17 protein-coding genes are annotated in these 18999 nt (G+C 42.3%); 5 read left to right on the forward strand and 12 right to left on the reverse strand.

Going from position 1 to position 18999, the window contains the following annotated elements; translation table 11 throughout:
- The first annotated feature begins 58 nt into the window (after positions 1–58).
- Positions 59–1357 carry an AAA-like domain-containing protein gene (locus tag LC653_RS31670; RefSeq protein ID WP_229498580.1) on the forward strand — a complete coding sequence of 433 codons (1299 nt, stop codon included), beginning with the start codon at positions 59–61 and terminating at the stop codon, positions 1355–1357.
- Positions 1357–5499 (forward strand): CHAT domain-containing protein, encoded by a 4143-nt coding sequence (locus tag LC653_RS31675; protein ID WP_229498581.1) that lies wholly within the window; start codon positions 1357–1359, stop codon positions 5497–5499. The genes LC653_RS31670 and LC653_RS31675 overlap by 1 nt, the downstream gene beginning before the upstream one ends.
- A gap of 65 nt (positions 5500–5564) precedes the next feature.
- On the opposite strand, the gene LC653_RS31680 is transcribed toward LC653_RS31675, so the two are convergent.
- From LC653_RS31680 to LC653_RS31725, 10 genes are all read right to left on the reverse strand, one after another.
- Positions 5565–5846, reverse strand: coding sequence for a hypothetical protein (locus tag LC653_RS31680; RefSeq protein WP_229498582.1), 282 nt, complete (start codon positions 5844–5846; stop codon positions 5565–5567).
- 694 nt (positions 5847–6540) lie between these two features.
- Positions 6541–7263: a hypothetical protein gene (locus LC653_RS31685; RefSeq protein ID WP_229498583.1), complete on the reverse strand. Its 723-nt coding sequence runs from the start codon at positions 7261–7263 to the stop codon at positions 6541–6543.
- A 97-nt stretch (positions 7264–7360) separates the two neighbouring features.
- Positions 7361–8809: a hypothetical protein gene (locus LC653_RS31690; protein ID WP_229498584.1), complete on the reverse strand. Its 1449-nt coding sequence runs from the start codon at positions 8807–8809 to the stop codon at positions 7361–7363.
- Positions 8806–9375, reverse strand: a complete 570-nt coding sequence (locus tag LC653_RS31695) for a hypothetical protein (RefSeq protein ID WP_229498585.1) — start codon at positions 9373–9375, stop codon at positions 8806–8808. The genes LC653_RS31690 and LC653_RS31695 overlap by 4 nt, the downstream gene beginning before the upstream one ends.
- Before the next feature lie 64 nt (positions 9376–9439).
- Complete coding sequence (locus LC653_RS31700) at positions 9440–10093, reverse strand: hypothetical protein (protein ID WP_229498586.1); 654 nt, start codon at positions 10091–10093, stop codon at positions 9440–9442.
- Complete coding sequence (locus LC653_RS31705) at positions 10020–10295, reverse strand: hypothetical protein (protein ID WP_229498587.1); 276 nt, start codon at positions 10293–10295, stop codon at positions 10020–10022. The genes LC653_RS31700 and LC653_RS31705 overlap by 74 nt, the downstream gene beginning before the upstream one ends.
- 46 nt (positions 10296–10341) lie before the next feature.
- On the reverse strand, positions 10342–11010 hold the full coding sequence (locus tag LC653_RS31710; RefSeq protein ID WP_229498588.1) for a hypothetical protein: 669 nt from the start codon (positions 11008–11010) through the stop codon (positions 10342–10344).
- A 12-nt stretch (positions 11011–11022) separates the two neighbouring features.
- Entirely contained in the window at positions 11023–11535 is a 513-nt protein-coding gene (locus tag LC653_RS31715) for a hypothetical protein (protein WP_229498589.1), read from the reverse strand.
- A 323-nt stretch (positions 11536–11858) separates the two neighbouring features.
- The gene (locus LC653_RS31720; RefSeq protein ID WP_229498590.1) at positions 11859–12134 is read right to left on the reverse strand and encodes a hypothetical protein; all 276 of its coding nucleotides are present in this window, start codon (positions 12132–12134) and stop codon (positions 11859–11861) included.
- Positions 12127–12696 (reverse strand): hypothetical protein, encoded by a 570-nt coding sequence (locus tag LC653_RS31725; protein ID WP_229498591.1) that lies wholly within the window; start codon positions 12694–12696, stop codon positions 12127–12129. The genes LC653_RS31720 and LC653_RS31725 overlap by 8 nt, the downstream gene beginning before the upstream one ends.
- A gap of 317 nt (positions 12697–13013) precedes the next feature.
- On the opposite strand from LC653_RS31725, the gene LC653_RS31730 reads away from it, so the two are divergent.
- From LC653_RS31730 to LC653_RS31740, 3 genes are all read left to right on the forward strand, one after another.
- Complete coding sequence (locus LC653_RS31730) at positions 13014–13181, forward strand: ribbon-helix-helix domain-containing protein (protein WP_158680648.1); 168 nt, start codon at positions 13014–13016, stop codon at positions 13179–13181.
- Between the two features lie 39 nt (positions 13182–13220).
- Positions 13221–13946 carry a hypothetical protein gene (locus LC653_RS31735; RefSeq protein WP_229498592.1) on the forward strand — a complete coding sequence of 242 codons (726 nt, stop codon included), beginning with the start codon at positions 13221–13223 and terminating at the stop codon, positions 13944–13946.
- Between the two features lie 264 nt (positions 13947–14210).
- A complete protein-coding gene (locus LC653_RS31740) occupies positions 14211–17759 on the forward strand; it encodes a PriCT-2 domain-containing protein (protein ID WP_229498593.1) in 3549 nt (1182 codons plus the stop codon).
- On the opposite strand, the gene LC653_RS31745 is transcribed toward LC653_RS31740, so the two are convergent.
- Together LC653_RS31745 and LC653_RS31755 are read right to left on the reverse strand one after the other, a co-directional pair.
- Positions 17699–17941, reverse strand: coding sequence for a hypothetical protein (locus LC653_RS31745; protein WP_229498594.1), 243 nt, complete (start codon positions 17939–17941; stop codon positions 17699–17701). The two genes, LC653_RS31740 and LC653_RS31745, sit on opposite strands and share 61 nt — an antisense overlap.
- 531 nt (positions 17942–18472) lie before the next feature.
- Positions 18473–18994 carry a hypothetical protein gene (locus tag LC653_RS31755; RefSeq protein ID WP_229498596.1) on the reverse strand — a complete coding sequence of 174 codons (522 nt, stop codon included), beginning with the start codon at positions 18992–18994 and terminating at the stop codon, positions 18473–18475.
- Between the last annotated feature and the right edge of the window lie 5 nt (positions 18995–18999).

Genomic DNA, 18999 nt, shown 5'->3' on the forward strand with positions numbered 1-18999 from the left:
CGTTTCGTAGACGGAACTAGTTCTATAATTTGACCATCTTGCTGAGAAAAGTCCAGTTATGTCACGCTCAGTAAAAGTTGATAAGAAGTTCATTTACAAAATGAAAGCAGCCGTACAACGTCAGGGTTATCCACGCCAAAAAGATTTGGCTGAAGAATTAGGTCTTTCTCTTGCCACCGTAAGTAACTTTCTGAACGGTAAACCTGTAGACTGTCTAAATTTTCAAGAAATTTGTGACAAGTTAGATTTGGATTGGAAAGCAATCGCAGCCTCTGACCATAACGGTAGTAAAAATGCGATGGTAACAGAACATGAGCAAGTTCAAGAGGTAAGTGTTGAGGTATTTCCAGAAGAGCCAGAGGTAGAGGACTTTATTTATGTAGAACGTCCTCCCATTGAATCTATTTGTTATCAAATACTATGCCAATCCGGCGGGCTGCTAAGGATTAAAGCTCCGAGTTTAATGGGTAAAACCTCTTTAATAGCTAAGATTCTCCATCAGCTAGCCCGTGAAGGTTATCGTACAGTATCCTTGAACCTGCATTATGCAGAAATAACTCATTTTACTAACCTGGATAAATTTTTGAAATGGTTATGTGTTAGTGTTGGTCAAATTTTAGGAATGCCGAACAGACTGGCAGATTACTGGGATGAACAATTTTCTACTAGTAAGATGAACTGCACAGCCTATTTTGAAGAGTATTTATTGGCAGAAGCTGACAGTCCTTTGGTTTTGTGTTTGGATGAAGTTGAGCGGATTTTCCCCTATCGTGAAGTAGGTGCTGAATTTTTGGGACTGCTACGAGCTTGGCATGAACAAGCGAAAACTCGTAACATTTGGAAAAAACTGCGGCTAGTAGTTGTCCACTCTACAGAAGTTTATGTACCGCTGAAGGTGAATGAGTCACCTTTTAATGTTGGCGTGCCAATAGAGTTACCAAAATTTACGCCAGAACAGGTCAAGAATTTAGCCAAACAATATGGACTTTCTTGGGATTATGAGCAGATACAAGAGTTGATGAATTTAGTGGGAGGACATCCCTATTTGGTAGGGCAGGCATTTTCTTATCTCAAGGTTAATACCAGTACTACCTTAAAGCAAATTCTGCAAACTGCGGCTACAGAATCGGGAATTTATGGCAATCATGTACGCCGATATTGGAACATTATTCAGCAAGATTCAGAATTGGCAGAAGCACTGAAAAAAGTGGTAACAGAAACAGACAAAGTGCGTCTTGAACCAATGCAGGGATATAAGTTGCACAGCATGGGGTTAGTGCATCTAATGGGTAATGAAGTAAAAATTAGTTGCAATTTATATCATCAGTATTTCTGCGATATTTTCGGAGTGAGCTGATGAGCAGTGAACCCAGTTTAATTTATCAAGTTGGAGGCAGCTTATCCTTAGATAACCCTACCTATGTCAAACGAAAGGCAGACAACGAGCTTTATGATGCTTTGAAGGTAGGGGAGTTTTGTTATGTATTGAACTCCCGTCAGATGGGAAAGTCCAGTTTGCGGGTGCAAACTATGCAAAGGCTGCAACAAGAGGGAATTGCTTGTGCAGCGATTGATATTACAGTTATTGGCACTCAGGCTGTTACTCCACAGCAGTGGTATGGCGGCTTAATTAGAAGTATTGTTAATAGTTTTGAGTTATCACAAGAGTTTAACTTACGCTCTTGGTGGAAAGAGCGTGAGTTACTTTCTCCAGTACAATGCTGGGCAGAATTTTTAGAAGAAGTACTTCTACAAAGAATCACTAACAAAATAGTAATTTTTATTGATGAAATTGATAGTCTACTTAGCTTAAAATTTAAAGATGATTTTTTCGCTGCTATTCGTGCTTGCTACAACAAACGTACAGAAAAAAGAGAATACAAACGTTTGACTTTTGTACTATTAGGGGTGGCGGCTCCTTCAGATTTGATTCAAGACAAAAACCGCACACCATTTAATATCGGCCGAGCGATTGAACTGGCTGGTTTTCAGTTACCAGAAGCAACTCCTTTAATGCAAGGTTTGGCGTTTAAAGTAAATCATTCACAAGCTGTATTAAAAGAGGTATTAAGTTGGACTGGTGGGCAACCTTTTCTTACCCAAAAACTATGCCAACTCCTCCTTTTTGACTCAAAAAATTTTGATGAAAATCCAAAATATTTAGAGGGTAAGTGGGTAAAAAGAGTTGTGCAACAGCAAATTATTGACAGTTGGGAAAGCAATGATGAGCCAGAACATCTGCGGACGATTAGAGACCGCATTTTGCGGAATGAGCAGCGTGCTGGTAGGTTGCTGGGATTGTATCAGCAAATTTTACTGCAAGGGGAAATAGCAGCCGATGACACTTCAGAACAAATGGAATTGCGGTTAACAGGATTGGTAGTCCAGCAGCAAGGAAAGTTGAAGATTTACAATCGTATTTATGGTTCTGTCTTTAACCTTGATTGGGTTACAAAGGCTTTAGCAAATTTACGACTATATGCTGATGCAATCACACTCTGGTTAGCCTCTAATTGTCAAGAGCAATCATGGCTATTGCGTGGACAGGCATTACGAGATGCTCAGGCATGGGCAACAGATAAAAGCTTGAGTGAGCAAGATTATCGTTTCTTAGATGCTAGCCGAGAATTGGAACAACAAGACATCCAAAAGGCTTTACAGGCAGAAAAGCAAGCTAATCAGATATTAGCTGAAGCTAAACAGAAAGCCCAGCAAATAGTTCGCATTGGATCTGCCATTTTGTTTTTGACCTCGCTCTTCGCAACAACTACAGTAATTCTGGCACAGCAGAAAGTCAAAGAGGCAGACAATAAAGTAGCTTCTGCCAATACAGAAATAGCAAGGGTTAATCAAAAATCTGAGAAAATAATTCAAGCCAATCTTCAAAAAGTTCAGTCTGCTGAGCAAAAGCTTAAGTCTGCTCAGGAGAAATCAAAAACTGCCAATGAACAATTGAAAGTAGCTCAACAGGAAACTCAAAAGGCAGAGCAAGGATTAGTAGTTGCGAAGGCGGAACTAGAGACGCTCAATCAAGAGGCACAGCAAAAAACAAGACAACTATATAATGTCACTCAACAAGCGCAGCAGAAAACAGTAGAACTAAAAAATTCTGAACAGAAGCTTCAAGTAGCAATTCAAAAAGTAAAATCTGCAAAGGAACAAGCATCTCAAGCACAGCAAGAAGCGGCTAAAGCCGAACAAGTGCGTCAACAAGCAGAATTTCAAGCTCAACAGGCCCAAAATAAACTTAACCAAGCAGAGGCAGCTCTTGGGGCTACTCTAGGAAGGCTGGGAATTGCTAGGTCAGGAATCGATTACTATACGCTAGTAGGAGATTATGGCAAAGCCATTAAGTACTTACAACAAAGTCTGATAACTGCGCGAGAAATCAGAGACCACCGAGGAGAGGGGAATGCTCTAGCCAATCTGGGCAATGTTTACTTATCCCAAGGATACTATGTTAAGGGGATTGAGTTTTATCAACAGCATCTAGCTCTAGCGAAGCAAATCCAAGACCTCTCCGGACAGATGATTGCATTAAGCAATCTGGGCAATGCTTACCGCGTTATAGGAAATTATCCCAAAGCTATAGAATACTGGCAGCAAAGCCTAAGTATCGCAAAGGAAACTAAAGACAGCTTATTTCAGGGACGGTTGTTAGGGAATATAGGAGTTATTTATTACTTTTTGGGAGAATATCCCAAATCTGTGGACTTCCAACACCAAAGTTTGATCTTCGCACAACAGGTTAAAGATCCCCAAGGAGAGGGTCAAGCGCTAGGAAATCTGGGTAATGTTTACAGAGCTTTAGGAAATTATGCCAAAGCTATGGAATATCAGCAGCAAAGTCTGGCCCTGGCACGGGACACTAAAGACTCTTATAGGGAAGGACAAGCGCTGGGTGATGTTGGTAACATTTACTTTGCTATGAGAGACTATAGCAAAGCTATTGATTACTATAAGCGACATTTAGTCATTGCAAGAGAGATTAAAGACCCCCAAGGAGAGGGACAAGCTCTAAATGATTTAGGACGTGTTCTTCTTCGCAATGGCAAGCTAATAGAAGCAAAAAATACATTGTTTGATAGTATTCAGATTTGGGAATCACTGCGAGCTAAATTAGGCAGCAATGATTCATATAAGGTGTCCATTTTTCAAGAGCAAGACCGGACTTATCGCTTTCTGCAAAAGACTTTATTAGCCAGCAATCAAACCGATGCTGCTTTAGAAGTTGCTGAGCGGGGTAGGGCACAGATATTTGCGGAGTTATTGACAAAACACCTTACTTCTCAATCAGCAAAGCAATTTGCTACTTCTAAATCACCCAAAATTAACCAAATTAAGCAAATTGCTAAAGAGCAAAATGCAACTCTCGTTGAATATTCTATCATTAATGATGATTTCAACATAAAAGGCAAACAACAAATCCGCGAATCAGAACTATTTATCTGGGTAATCAAGCCAACTGGTGAGGTATCTTTCCGTCGGGTTGACCTCTCTCCTCTGTGGCAGCTACAAAATACCTCTCTCAAAGACCATGTGATAAATAGCCGTGAATCTATTGGTGTACGGGGACGTTCCCGCGCCAGCATAGAAATAGAAGTATTACCTAGTCATATAATAACTACAAAACAGACCCAAAAGAAACTGTATGAACTGCTAATCAAACCTATTGCGAATCTTCTACCCACTGATCCAAATGCCCGTGTCATCTTCATTCCTCAAGACACCTTGTTTTTAGTTCCCTTTGCAGTTCTACAAGATGCCAATAATAAATATCTCATTGAAAAACATACCATTTTGACAGTCCCCTCCATTCAAGCACTAAATTTAACTCATCAGTTGCGAAAACGAGTTTCTGGAGCAGTATACAAGGATGTGCTGATTGTAGGTAATCCAACCATGCCCAAGCTTTCATTTCAAATAGGGGAAAAACCAATACAGTTATCGCCATTGCCTGGCTCAGAACAGGAAGCTATTGCAATTGCTCATTTGTTGAATGCTAAAGCCTTTACTTTTATTGGTAATGCAGCAACCAAAGCGGCTATCATTCAGAAAATGCCCACAGCACGAATTATTCATCTAGCCACCCACGGGTTACAGGATTATAATGTTGCTTCAGGTATACCAGGTGCAATTGCTCTTGCTCCTTCTGGTAATGACAACGGTCTACTCACGGCTGAAGAAATCCTTAAATTAAAGTTGAATGCCGAATTAGTTGTCCTCAGCGCCTGCGACACAGGTCGAGGTCAAATTACTGGTGATGGTGTGATTGGACTATCTCGCTCTTTGTTTGCTGCTGGTGTACCAAGTGTAATTGTGTCTTTATGGTCGGTTCCAGATGCTCCCACAGCCGAGCTGATGATTGAGTTTTATCGCCAGTTAAAACATAATCAGGATAAAGCCCAAGCTTTACGCCAAGCAATGCTAACTATGATGAAAGAACATCCTAATCCCAAAGATTGGGCACCGTTTATACTGATTGGCGAAGCGGAGTGAACATTAAATCTATGATTGAATTATGATTGCATTTTTCTGCACTAAAGCGTTATCTCGTACCTCAACTATTCTTTAGATGGAGTAGGCGCTAACAATCCTGCCAGACCGCCTAACGCTCCTGTTCCCAAACCAATAAGGATTTCAGGAATATCCTTGTCATTGGCTTGCAACCATACTGCACCACCAATAGAGGAGATTAAAGTTAATGCTAATGCACTCACTACGATTCGATAAATCCAACGGTCTGTTTGCAGAGGTGTTCCTAGCCCAGATACTGGCTCATCATGATGTTCTTTGTTTTTCTCTACTTTTTCTGCATCTGTACTAAAAATAATGTTTCGTTTCATAACTCAGTTTGCTCTAATGTTTGATCAACAGGTAGGCCTAATTAAACTTATCGAGGTACATACTTGAGTTGGTCTGTTTGTATAGCTCCTCTGGTGATTTAATTCAGCATAATTACATCAAACAGTAATGATGACTGAGATGAAGACAGGGATATTTTTAGTTATTAAAAAATTTTAACTAACTTATTACTCAAGAATTTCTTCAAACCGCGACCAGGCAACAGGAGTAGTCAGCTTTTGCGCTCAAAATGCTTGACTACAAGCATTTCTAACTTTGACACCATAGGCGTTTCTTACTTTTGACCTAATCGCTATATTTCATTCCACAATTGGGGAACAGCATAAGACTGTGTAAGACAGTAAAACGAGCATCAGGCGATCTCCCATCACGTAACCTCGTAATGCGTCGGCGAACTGGGAGACACTTCGTTTAGAGCGGGTGGTGTGGGGGACGGGCAAGAAATTTCTCGTAGAGTAGTCCCCGACTCAGCAGCCCGCCCCCCACACTCCGCTGTCGCCACCCGCTCTACTCCCAGTTCTTGATCCTGGTCTAACTTACAAAAAGCTCAAAATTCTTTAAGAGAACGCATAGTTTTTTAGATTTTCGAGTACACCCAAAATCTAAAAAATCAAAAACCTGATTAAGTTTTTGATATAGTTTGACTGATAGTGGGGGCGCTTGCTAAATATTTCTTTAATGAGAGTGAGATGTATTATTCGGTGTCCATTTGATAAAGATACGCTTAGGCGAACTTACCAAGTACAAATGCAAAAATTGTGTTTGCTCCGTCTCTAACTTATTTTTAATAAAGCAGTAAAGTGTCTCCTTTATATCTGTTTCATCAAATGCAATCGCATCCTCAAACATTATCAGAAGCGATGTGTTTGTCTCGTATTCCTTTTGAAGCTTTACTGCCAAGGCTTGACCAATCAGATTTATCTGCTTATCTAGGTAATCTTCCAAACCTCTAACACCTAAGTGAGGTGTTAGATGTCTGTCTTTATTTTTCGTACCCGTTTTCTCAATGTATCCAGATATAGGCGACCAGCCTTTTTCCTGAAGCATTAAACGCTTCAGATATTCATCACCCAAAGCCAGCGTAATTTCAAGCTTACTTTCGTAAGGAGGAACAGATGCACGGTCAATTATTAACACATCATAGTTTTGACTTCCAATTACAGGCTGGAGCGTGACATCACTTTTGTCACCAAATTGCCAGAACGCAAAGATACTGAGTGGATAAATCTCTTCCATTAACTGCTTACAATAACCTTCTCTCATTCGTATAGCGCTCTTACCACCCTCTTGTTGAGTTATTTCTTGAATTTTGCGCTCAAACCACTCTACAAGTTCTTGAGGTGTACGCTCTACCATTAGTTCTTCCTTTGTCACAAAGTGCTTTTGTCTATGGCTCATTTTAATTATTCCAATTCTCTTTTAACCAAGCACATTATTATCCCTTTTGGCTGATTTGTCCCATCCAGCGCTCGTTAAGGAATTGGTTATCTAACGATTAATCATCAAAATCGACTGGCTGTCCGTTCAAATGCTTGTGAATGCTTTCAGGAGTCAACCAACTAGGAATTGTCACCTTTTTATCTATTTCTGCGTCTCCCTCTGAATTATTTAAACCGTTAATTATTGCCACTTTTAAAGGTGTCTTGCCATCTGCTGTTTTACGGTCAATTTGAATAGTGCCTCTACTTCTACCTTTAGCAGTTCCATCACTGCCACCAGTAGCGGTATTAGTGAAGAAGTGGGCAATACAAACTAATCTTTCTTCAGCTTTTCTAGGGTCACTAAGAGATGCTTTAACAAACTTTTTGGCAGGCTCCTTTGTGATGTCTGACTCAGAATAGTTAGTGAATTCATCAACTAGTAATTGTTGCGGTCGCTTATCAGATTGATTATTAATCCTGTCTAGCCATCGCTCACGAGCATCATCAAAAGCTTGTCCTATCTCTTCTTCTGTTTTAGCTATCAACTGAGGGCTTAGATATTTCCATGCGTTTCTAAGGTTCTCTCCGGCGTGTGCATCTAGAAGCTGATACAAGGGCATATCAAACAGATATTCTCTGAGCATGACAATCGACGCTGCTAGAGTTGATTTACCGCTTCCAGCTTCTCCTAACACCCAAACGGGTTTTTGATTGTCGATAACCTTCCACAGCCAACCATCCTCATGATTCTTGAGTGCTTCGATTAAATCACTGATGAGGCGCTGGTCAGTCAAAGGATGATTGTCATTTGCGATCGCGCCCTTGGTTTTGCCCTCAATCTTGCCGCGTTCCTGGTCAGCTTTGGCTTTATCCCGCAGATTCTCCGCAATGGTTTTATCCATCACAGAATGATTAACAGCACGGGCTTTCATGAAATCCTCAAGCTGAATTCGAGCCTTAGCGCGTTCGTTTTCCTCATCAGTCAATCCCAGCGCTTTGCGTTCTTCTGTGTCCAGTCCTGACAGCCCATCTTTCAGGCGTTCAGTATAAAGCTGGGTCGAATGCTGCTTAACTTCACGTTTATGCTTATTGTGCTGCCAAGTTGCATAATCGCCAGTCTTTTCAAGTTCGCCCAATTCATAATCCGTGCGCTTGAGGCGTTGCCCACGCACGACTAAGCAACCCACAATACCCCATAGCCCAGTAACTGCAACCCCATATCCTAACAACTGATTAGGGTTATCTGTGGGCAAGTCACGCACCCATTGAATTGCATCACCCTTATAAGGAATGATACTGCCATACAGCCCGTAGCGTTGCCATTCTTCAGTCAGGACAAAACGCGGCTGGTTACAAAAACGCTTATCCAGCGCTATTTGACCCTCTACGTCGTTAATTGACCTTGGGCAGAACTGAATTTGTGTTAGGTCGTAAGGCTGGCGTGTTTGCGATGTTGCTAGCCCGATGACTGCGGCTACACCACACACACCAGCCAGCGCTAACTCGAAAACACCCTGTTTCATTCCCGCCCCTTAAAAATAATTGCAATAGAGCCAATGAATAAAGCCAACGCGACTGCAATACTTAACCAAGGGTCTGATTGCGGATTCTGTTTTTCAATGGTTTGGATGTCTTGGCTAATCTGGGACACTGTTTCTTTAGTCAAATTCTCAAAATATTGATGGTCTTTGACTGCTAACCAAGTTGTGATACCTGCAAACACCAAACCACCTGCTGTTTTTAAAACATTTTGCATATTATCTACCTCTAGTCCGTCACTGTTGTAATTAACTCTCAAGCCCGTTAGCCCAGCGAGAGAGCCAACGCTGCATATAGAAAATGAGAGCGAAATTGCCAGCCAGAGATTAACGCCACCGCCAGTTATTAAGAGATATTTAGCTATAAAGAATCCCGTAGAATTTAGCGACCAACCAACAAAGAATCTCGTCAATTTTTCAGTTGTATGGATAACATCTTTGCGGTGCTGCTTGCGTGACTCCAAATGTCCTATTAAGTCTCTTGGTAACGGCGTATCTGGGGCGATTTCGCTTGCTACTTCCTCTTGATCCTCTTCAAGGTCGTATGTCATATAACTGTCATGATATTTATTTGCCCGACAGTTTATTCAGGTGGTAACTGTCGGGATTGAACTGTCAGAAACCTAGCAGAGCATCCTTGATTTTTTGTACAATTGAGCGCTCTGCATATTGCTTTTTAGGTTTAAAGTCATCACGAGCGTTATCACCCATTTCTAAGTAATACTTGCCCAGTTCTCTATCATGTTGCAGGTCAATTGTTTGTTGTCTAATATCGGTCTGTAATTCGGTCTGCAACATTTTATATTCACCATCAACTTGCATCATGTGCTTATCTACCCATGATTTCAGCTTGATGTGGATGAAAGCTTGTTGATGACGCAACGCTTCTTTATCCTGGGATGAAGCGAAATCAAGCTTCATTTCTTCTAGGATATTTGCTAAATGAGTGTCAGCTAAAATTGCTGATTGCACTGATCTTTCAATCTTCTCACCACTAACACCAGCTTGTTTGTAGATGTCGCTAAGGACTATGTTTAAGTCCTCAGTCCCCTTGATAGCAGCTAGCATCTGCTCTCTAACCTGTGGGGCGAATTCGCTAATCTTTGCCCCGTCATTACCCATTTGTCCTATCAGCTTCAGGGCTGATTTATCACCTGTTAGCGCTCTGACTACTAAGTTGGTAGATGCGTTAAATTTAGTTTTTAATTGGCGCTCTAGGTGGCGTGATTTGGAAGTTACCAGATTCTTTAGCTGAATTGAACTTTTCACAGCGATATTCCTTCTCTGGGGTAAATATTTGATTGCAGTGATACTCCATTCGTCTTACATATTGCTCAATAGCTGACTTTCGTTTGAGATATTGCTGATAGCTTGATTGCTCTAGCATTGGCAGATATAAGCAGCTATACAAGGGTAAAATCACAGCAGCGAGTGCAGTTAAACTAACAGCAATTCTTGAGAAGTAGCTCATTCTCACCCACCGAATACCCAAGCACTCAAGCAGCGTCAAGTCATTGCTATTGAGCCGCTTTGAGCCTTGCAAGGATTGAGAATTGGGTGCTTTTAATGTTTTGGCGGATGACTCCCATATCCGCTTTCATGTCTCCTGAGAAGTTGTTAACCTTTTGGTTTAATCTAGAAGCCCTGTTGCTTACGTGTTCTCGCAAGTCTTGAGCGTTAGTTTCAAATGATTGCTCAATGACATCAAATTTCTGATCAACGTAGTTCTTGATTGCAGCCGTTACAGTACTGATGAATTGGCTGTAGTCGGTAAAGGTGTCGTCAACGTTAAGAGCGATACTTAATGTTTCTTGTTCGGTTAATTCAAACCCCAGCGCCGATGATTGGGCTGTTACAATCTGACGTTTGTCATCGCTAGTTACAGTGATGCTGTTAATCTCTGGTGAGGCGATTGTAAGCTGACTGTTATCAGTCTCAGGGTCAGGCTGTGCATCTTCTGGGCCTACTAGAAAGGTTTCTTCAACGAGTTCATCAACTACAGATAATTGGCTTGTCGATTTGACTTTGAGATAATCAACGGCTTGGCTCAATTGATCTTTGGTGGGATTGTCAAGGTCATCGCACTCGACAGCAAGCGCTGCTGTTGTGTAATCATCTTTAGTAAATCCTTGATAACCCTGTTTGTACAAACGAGCGCGGACATTGTTAGTAAATTTGTCAGACATGATGATTGCTCCTTAAAGGGCTAGTGTTAAAACTTCGATGGTTGCGGATTTCATGGGCTGCGTTCGTCTGTTGATTGCCCATTTAGCAGCAACAAACGCAACAAGGGCTAAATCTTTGCTGTGGTAAGTATGAAGGGCGTTATAACTTAGAGTTGCCTGGCTAAACCAGTAATAACGAGTGCTGCGGGGTACGTCGTCAAGGTTGATTTTTAGATAGTCTGCCAGCGCTACTAGGAATTGTTGACCTGTGTATTGAACTTCTTGGGCATCATAGAAGTGTTTAAAGGCTTGCCATCGAGAGTTAAAATCAGAGGTTCTAAAAGAAAAGGCTGGACACTTACGCTTCATGCCTGCATAGGTTTCAACAATGCTTATGGCTTTTTCAGATTCAATGGAGAGCGAGAAATATTGCTTCAAGGATGCGACTGTGCGATACCAAGTGATATCTGAAATGCCTTTTCCCGTGATGCCCTCGTAAGTTTCTTTGAGCAAGCGATACTTAGCTACATATTTTTTTGTTGCCACATTAACTCTGTTTTATTACTTGAGTGTGTATAAAATTGACCGACTATCCGTAAATTCCAGTTATTTGATAGGCTAAATTAGCTAGAAACAGTTATCCTGATACGCCAAATTAGCTAGGCACTATCAATAACCTTGGATCTTGGACTTTAGACAAATGTTTTAGCCTTGGTTTTATCGGCTATAACCACGTAATAACAAGGTTTGTCAGCTTTGATGACATACTGACACTTTCTCGTTTACCCCCGCGTATACGCCCTTTTGAGCCTAGTTTTGCGATCACGCCGCTCAACGAGGGCATTCAACGCGGTCGCAAATCAAACACGTTAGAACAAGCTTTGCTGTATCCCCTGTCCTATTACTTCAGATTGACGGTTGGCCACCATACCAGGGACTTCATAAATCCCATGTCTGACCTTGTTCTGATTTAGCTTGAGAGTGGCTGTCTTTCTCTGTCCGTCTAGTGGCTCGAATATCCACTGTGGATGGTCAATCCTTGCCCAAGGGCATTTACCCGTAAAGCGATACAGCGTACCCTTTATTTGATACACTTTGCGCTGTGACAGGGTAGAAGGTTCGTAGACAGGAATTAAGTTATGCATCTTTCTTGTCGAGAGCGACACACGCGCCCGTTAAGCTTGCACCCAAGAAGACCGCTATAGAGGCAATAGCACTTCCTTCAAAAATTTTGGCGTTGTAAATCCATGTAGGTTGATATTGCTCACCTCTACTTTCCTCAATCCGGTCAAAGCCGTGACAAAAGATAGAACCAACTACCATAAAACTAGTAGTTACCAAGCTCACAATTGCTACTGATGACGCTCCATTAAGTATGAATGAGTTAATCTTTTCACGCCAAGTTTTCACACGGCGAATGTGCATTACTGGCTTTTGTTCTAGATATGAATGCCACTCTTCATTAGTAAAATTCAAGGGCTTGGAATCATAAGGAACGTGAAAATCAAGTAGTTCGCCTACTGCTTGAATTGCATCTCCTAGCATCACATCTGGGGAGTATTCTAGTTGTCTGAATTCTTCTGAATCTCTAATTTCTCTAAGCCAGCGATCTATTGCTTCTAACCTTCGTAATTGATTTTGATTAAGCATTGTTCTCTCAAGAGGTAGTTCGTTGATTGCTTCTAAGTTGCGTAAATTGATATGCATGAATCCTCTGTCCTAATGCAGACACGCACAATTACCGCGACCGTTGAAAATGAACGGACGCAATGCAGATATTGCTGTGAATAGTTGAATACTCTCAAAACAGCGCTTGCAAGCCTTACAACCCTCGAAAGGAAATCGCCAAGCGCGTTTTGCGCTTGGGTATTACTTGCGTCTGCCTTAAGTTATTGACGTATCGATAACCTTGACACTAATATAGTAAGTGAAGTTAAGCAAAGTGTCAACACTTCTCTTACAATAATTGCAAATAGCTTAGAAGTGGTATTTAATATCTCCATAAAGCATACTTTCTATGCGTAATGGCTACAAAAAAACCACGATTAACAATTTATATGGCATCACAGGAATTATTAGACGACCTACAAGCAATTGCCGATGAGCAACAACGATCAGTTTCCAATCTTGCTAGCATCGCACTTGCGGATTGGATAGCTCAATATAAAGAACAAAAAAAAGAGAACAAATAAAATTATCGACTCAGAGCAAACAAAAGGCGATCGCGTATAATGTTGACCCTGAAAGACCCACCAAGCGATTTTCAACTCCCGCCGCACAACGAAGCGGCATTAGAGATGATTAGGGAGGCGAAAGACTATGCTTCCACTCAAGCTCTAGCGGCTGGTGGTGCTGCGCTGGCTACAGGAGGCATAGTTCATCCATTTGGCTGGTTACTTTTTGGATTGGCTTACAAGCCGTTGGTGGTAACTCAAAAACTTGCGCGGTTGGAAAAATTAACAGCCCTACTTTTGGATGAGTTTAAAAGTGAGGGAATACAAGTCTTTCCAGTGCTGAAGATAGAAGATAAGAACCCTATCGACTTGTTTGTGAGATTTGAGCGAAAAATTCACCTGTTTATCTCCATTCGCTCAATAGGAGATAAGGAGATTGTCTACAACGAAGCCAGAGAGGTTTTGCAGATCAAGAGGAAAGACAAACATGGACTAAAAGTGTGGAACCCTTGCCCACTGCTTGAGTTAGCAGATTACGAGAAGTGGTTAAGCAAGAACAGAGACTTGTTTGCAATGTCTTCCCGTGAAGCTACAAAAACGCCCTCAGCAAAAGTTTTGGTCTTATGGCCTCCCACCAAGGCGGCTATTGATCACAATTCACACCTTTATTCTGAAGTTGGAAGTATGAAAATTCTGGCTCTTAGAAGAAAAGGCACTGCATTTATTATTCAACAGGAGGAAGTAATCGAGTTTGTCAAGGCGACTTTAGCCAAGTACTCATAGGCAAAACAACGAAAACCCCGCGTCCCGGTAGGACAGCAGGGTTTTCAAACGGAATTGGGGTTATCGGGTCGCAAGCCTAATTAATATCCCTAACAGTAATTTTATCGTACATGATTCGGTGTAAAGCCAATGTAACACTGGCTCACCAGATGTAAACAGCGTTTCAGAAATTTTATCAAATTATATTTTTGAACGTTTGTACTAAAAGATTACTTTCGGGATAGCTCCAATTCCTCCAACACACAAACTGGAGGAATAGCTCTCATGTCACCATTACAACAATCTCATAACTCAGTATCAGCCCAGTCAGCAGCTGAATCAGAAACTTTTTCTGTTGCTTTGACAAAACTTGAGTTGATTGAGAGTCGGATAATCAAGTTTGCGTTTAACGCCACTGGCACAAACAAAGACTGGGACTTTAAAAAGCTGGCCGCTAACTTCATTGATGTATTCGGCACTCTAGCCGATGTCCAGGAACATATTAAAGCAGGCCATGCCATCTGTGCCGGATTGTTAGGCGGGAAATGGCGCAGTAAGGCCAATGTGATCGGTTCTCAATGGCTACTACTCGACATTGATAATTCCGATGTCGCCCGTGATGCTTATGACAAGCCGATTAAAGACGAAAACGGAAATTCTATCAAAGTTTACAAGCACCAGTTAACGATCTCAGAAGCCCTAGCCCATCCCTTCATTAAAAAACACTGTGCTTTAATTTACACCACCGCCAGCCATAAACCAGAGTGGCATAAATTCCGGTTGGTTTTCCTTCTCCCCGAATATGTTCAGGGTGCTGATACTGTAGAAGCTTGTACGCGCTTCCTCATGCAACAGTTGCCCCATGACCCAGCCTGTAAGGATGCTTCCCGTGTATTCTACGGCAGCACAGAGGCCGAATTCCCGCTAGTCAACCCTGAAGCCACTTTACCAGCAGAATGGATAAGTGAAGCGATCGCGATCGCGCTGCATGAACGGGAGGAGTATCAGCTAAGAATCCAAGAAATTGAGTCACGGCGTAAAGAGTGGCGTGAGATTTCCCTCGCTGAAGGCTGGGATATTGACCAGCTAATCCAGAACGCGCTTTCATTCATCCCACCACGTACCCCAGGAAGCGGTAACTACGACGAATGCCGTCAAGTGTTGATGGCACTGGTTAACCATTATGGGGCAACAGATGCGGAAATTATAGCCGAACAGTGGTCGCCCAGCATCAAGGGTTCAACTTGGAACATCCACGCCAAGATTCGCAGTTTTAGACGTGGGGGAATCTCAATCGGCACACTGTTTCACATTGCCAAACAGTATGGTTTTCGGTTCCCTAAACGGCAGTATGAATATAACGAACGCGACCAAGGAGTAATTAGCCGTGAACAGTGGGAGCTTGGGCGAGTCAGAAAAGACTTGAGCAGCTTCCAAAATTTATTAAGGCAAGCGATCGCTCCATTTTCTTCGATATTTAAAGGATTTAAAGCCCCACCAACGCGCAAGCCCTTACCCGAAATTGACACGCCTTCGCCCAATGTAATTATTTACAAGCCCGGCAATATTCCTTTAAGAACTGAAGTTACAGGCAATATCTCTATCTCCTGCCAGCCAGAGGAACATATTGCTGCTTGGGTGGAAGCTGTTTCTAAGGGCTGGACACAAATTTTAGATAATTCCCACCCAGGACTAGGTAAGTCTTACAACGCGGGGCAACTGACGGCGGGGCTATTCGGCGTTGATAAACTAATTTACCAGGATGCCAACCACAGAAACCCATCTACACTGCCCATTGAGACGAATTTTGTTGACTTACCAGTGCGTCACAACGGCTTTAAACTAGACCCCACCCGCAAAACTCCTACTGGTGAGGACTTTAAACTGTGGACTAAAGCGGGTGAGACTGCCGACACTGATGGGAATTGTCACAGAACTTACTTATTTAACGCATTTCGTAACAAGAATTTTAGCAGCCTTGATTTTGAAGAGAGCGGCATCAGCCCCATCTGTGGCGGTTGTTCCCTTAAAAATCAGTGCCGTTTCTCCAGTGGTGACGGTTTTGGCTTCCGCTTTCAAAAACGCACTGCAATTCAGCAGTTCTCTGAACTCAGAGCGCACCCAGACTCTACACCAGTTACCTTAACTAATGCTGCTGACCAAACTTTCACCGTTGGGCGGTTATGGGAAGAAGCAGGTACGCTCATCAAGCCCGTGCGGAGCGTTGATGTGAACCGAGGCGATTTTGAAACTACTGTCGGCAAACTGCTACTGTTAGAACCAAATCTTCTATCACAGATGCAACCTGCACTCTTAGTTTTACACCAACTGTTTACTCAACAACTCAAGTCTGATTCCCGCTACGGGTTTGATGATGCCAGCATCCGTGCGCTGCTGCCGGCTTTCCCCACAGGCTTAGATATCGAAGCCTTTCGGCAAGCCTCAGAACCTGATTTAACTTTCTTAGAAGACTTGGACTCTATTGATATTACCGGAGATAAACAACTCAAAAAAAGTGCTGCGGCTCGTTATGCTGCCAAAAAGGTAGTTAAAGACAGCGCACGAACGGCAGGCAGGGAGTTCCTTGACTTGCCTAATTACTGGTTGCCTGACTTTCTCGAAGCTTGGAAGGGTGATGGTAGTTTCCAATCTCAATGGGGTGTACTCAGCATTTACCGCCGAAACCCCAAGCACACTGAATTGGCCCACTCTGCCAAATTTAATATTTACCTTGATGCCACTTTCAAATCCCAGCAGTTGAAATTGAAACTGGGCATCGATGAGCCTGTGTTAATAATTGAGCAACAACGCCCAGACTACGGCAATTTAAAAGTGGTCAACGTTACTGGGCTGGGTAAGCTGCCCAAAAATCGCTCTCTTCCACTAAGCGCTCGTGTTAATGCCCTCAAAGAAACCTTGAAAAAACTCTGCCCCACCCTTGGCATTATCGATTGGAAACAGATTGCAACCCTTGCCGAGGGCCGCACAGAATACGGTCACTTTGTCGATGGGCGTGGTGTTAATAGGTTTAGTGAGTGTGATGCGATCGCTTCTTTTGGCATTCCCTACCAAAACATCGGTGTTTTAGCAGCACAATATCAGGTGATGACTGGTGAACCAGTCAACCTGGAAGATAAAAACAGCACTTTCCAAAAGTATCTCACAGACCTGATCCGTGCAGAAATCATCCAAGAGATTGGGCGATTACGCGCTCATCGTCGCTCCAATGTGGAGCTAACATTCTACTTCTGCGCTGACTATGATTTGGGTTTCCTCGATCGTGAATTACCAGGAGTGAAATTAGAAAGCGTTGATGCTTTCCAACTCTGTCCCGAAGCTGGTAACGCCAGTGAGCAGACAGGTCACGCTATAGTCAATGCCCTAAAGTCGCTTTGGCAGTCAAAACAGAAAATTACTCAACCGGCGATCGCCAACATTGCTGAAATCTCCCAAGCCTGGGTGAGCCGATTTACCCAGAGATGGGGGGGCTGGCAGCACTTTAAAAAATTATTACTCCTGCTATTAGATAGTCTTAATAGCGGTAGTAATAAAAATTTGGCTGACTTAGACGATGATGAAAAGTGGCTAGCCCGTACATACTTCCCGATGTTGATTGCTGAATCGGAGTCATTACCAGATCACCTGTTAGAGGGTGTGGCGGAAGTTGCCGAAGTTTTTAGTACTAGGGCGATGCGGCGAGTTTTACACAGATGTAGCCCGGCTGTTAGGGCTGACTTACTGATGACTTTCATGAGTTGTTTGCCTACTGAAGTTTACTCAATTTCAGTTTCTCCACTCTCTGCATCACTCGTAGAACCTGCGCTATCACCTTGAACAGTCATAAGAACTGATTCTAGACGATAACCAGCTTCCCGGATGTAATATCCAGCTGCACCCACGTCTTCAAACACGCTGTCAAATTGGGGATGAGTTGACGGAAAAATCTTTCTCAGGCGTGAGCTGATTCCTGAAAGTTCTTGCTGAATTGCGATTAGTTCTTGAGTATCATCATCCATACTTATTTACCACAAAGATAGTTGCCCCGGTGAAACATTTGATTTTCCACCTCTATGGTATAAAAGGTGACAAGCACTGCAAAGAGCTATAAGGTTGCCTCTGTGGTTATTTGCTGGATTTCTGTCCCAATGATGAACCTGTAGGGTGTACACTCTGCGTTTTGAGCGTGTTAGATGTGATGTTTTTTCACCAGGCGGTATGCAGTGTAACCCGCATTTTTGACAACGCCACTGGGCAAGTTGCTTAACTGAAGTGGCAATTTCTGACCAATTATCTGGGTATAGAGAATAGGTGAACGTCATCAGTTTAATTAAACTAAAGCTTTGAGAATTGTAATGCGAATAGCAGTACGAAAGCTTAACCAAACTGTAACCGCCTCCCTTGCTGATATTTGTCAGGAATGCGTGAGCCGATTTACCAAGCGTGGGGGGGCTGGCAGCAATGCGAAAAAATTATTACTCCTGCTATTAGATAGTCTTAATAGCGGTAGTAATAAAAATTTGGCTGATTTAGACGACGATGAAAAGTGGCTAGCGCATACCTTCACTTATTTGCTTTTTGTATACGATAATCACTCTATCTAAGTAAAGTTCATCCGTTACTACTGAGATGGTTCGTATAAGCTGTTCGCCTTGAACTTCAACGCTATCAGCTATTTTCGTGTCACCATCATCGTATCTGAGCTTTTTTTTATTAACTTCATCGCTAGGTATAGCCCACGATACCAGATCATCAACCAATAAGAAGGCTTTAGAGTCATAGAAACTTAGATGACCGTTAAACGTTATAACTTCAGACTCCAATACCCCTTCTCTGTCAAACCAATAAACTTTTGGTTCGCCTGTTCTTTCTTCAAAGAATTTACCATCTGATGAGATAGTTAGAGTAAGTCCATCGGTTGCTTCTACCTGAGCAATTAAATTGTTGCTGTTACTATTCAACCAATTTTCGACACCATTCGGATCTGGTTCATCACCGATAAATTTAATTTGGGCGTTTAGAGAAATGCTTCCCGTTAACAGCCATGTTCCAATTAATAATTCTATATTCATAGGAT

The sequence above is a fragment of the Nostoc mirabile CHAB5784 genome (genome assembly GCF_020829645.1).
Lineage (GTDB): Bacteria > Cyanobacteriota > Cyanobacteriia > Cyanobacteriales > Nostocaceae > Nostoc > Nostoc mirabile.

Coding starts and splice junctions, on each gene's coding strand:
- LC653_RS31670 (WP_229498580.1), top strand. CDS start 59: ATGTCACGCTCAGTAAAAGTTGATAAGAAGTTCATTTACAAAATGAAA.
- LC653_RS31675 (WP_229498581.1), top strand. CDS start 1,357: ATGAGCAGTGAACCCAGTTTAATTTATCAAGTTGGAGGCAGCTTATCC.
- LC653_RS31680 (WP_229498582.1), bottom strand. CDS start 5,846: ATGAAACGAAACATTATTTTTAGTACAGATGCAGAAAAAGTAGAGAAA.
- LC653_RS31685 (WP_229498583.1), bottom strand. CDS start 7,263: ATGAGCCATAGACAAAAGCACTTTGTGACAAAGGAAGAACTAATGGTA.
- LC653_RS31690 (WP_229498584.1), bottom strand. CDS start 8,809: ATGAAACAGGGTGTTTTCGAGTTAGCGCTGGCTGGTGTGTGTGGTGTA.
- LC653_RS31695 (WP_229498585.1), bottom strand. CDS start 9,375: ATGACATACGACCTTGAAGAGGATCAAGAGGAAGTAGCAAGCGAAATC.
- LC653_RS31705 (WP_229498587.1), bottom strand. CDS start 10,295: ATGAGCTACTTCTCAAGAATTGCTGTTAGTTTAACTGCACTCGCTGCT.
- LC653_RS31710 (WP_229498588.1), bottom strand. CDS start 11,010: ATGTCTGACAAATTTACTAACAATGTCCGCGCTCGTTTGTACAAACAG.
- LC653_RS31720 (WP_229498590.1), bottom strand. CDS start 12,134: ATGCATAACTTAATTCCTGTCTACGAACCTTCTACCCTGTCACAGCGC.
- LC653_RS31725 (WP_229498591.1), bottom strand. CDS start 12,696: ATGCATATCAATTTACGCAACTTAGAAGCAATCAACGAACTACCTCTT.
- LC653_RS31730 (WP_158680648.1), top strand. CDS start 13,014: ATGGCTACAAAAAAACCACGATTAACAATTTATATGGCATCACAGGAA.
- LC653_RS31735 (WP_229498592.1), top strand. CDS start 13,221: ATGTTGACCCTGAAAGACCCACCAAGCGATTTTCAACTCCCGCCGCAC.
- LC653_RS31740 (WP_229498593.1), top strand. CDS start 14,211: ATGTCACCATTACAACAATCTCATAACTCAGTATCAGCCCAGTCAGCA.
- LC653_RS31745 (WP_229498594.1), bottom strand. CDS start 17,941: ATGGATGATGATACTCAAGAACTAATCGCAATTCAGCAAGAACTTTCA.
- LC653_RS31755 (WP_229498596.1), bottom strand. CDS start 18,994: ATGAATATAGAATTATTAATTGGAACATGGCTGTTAACGGGAAGCATT.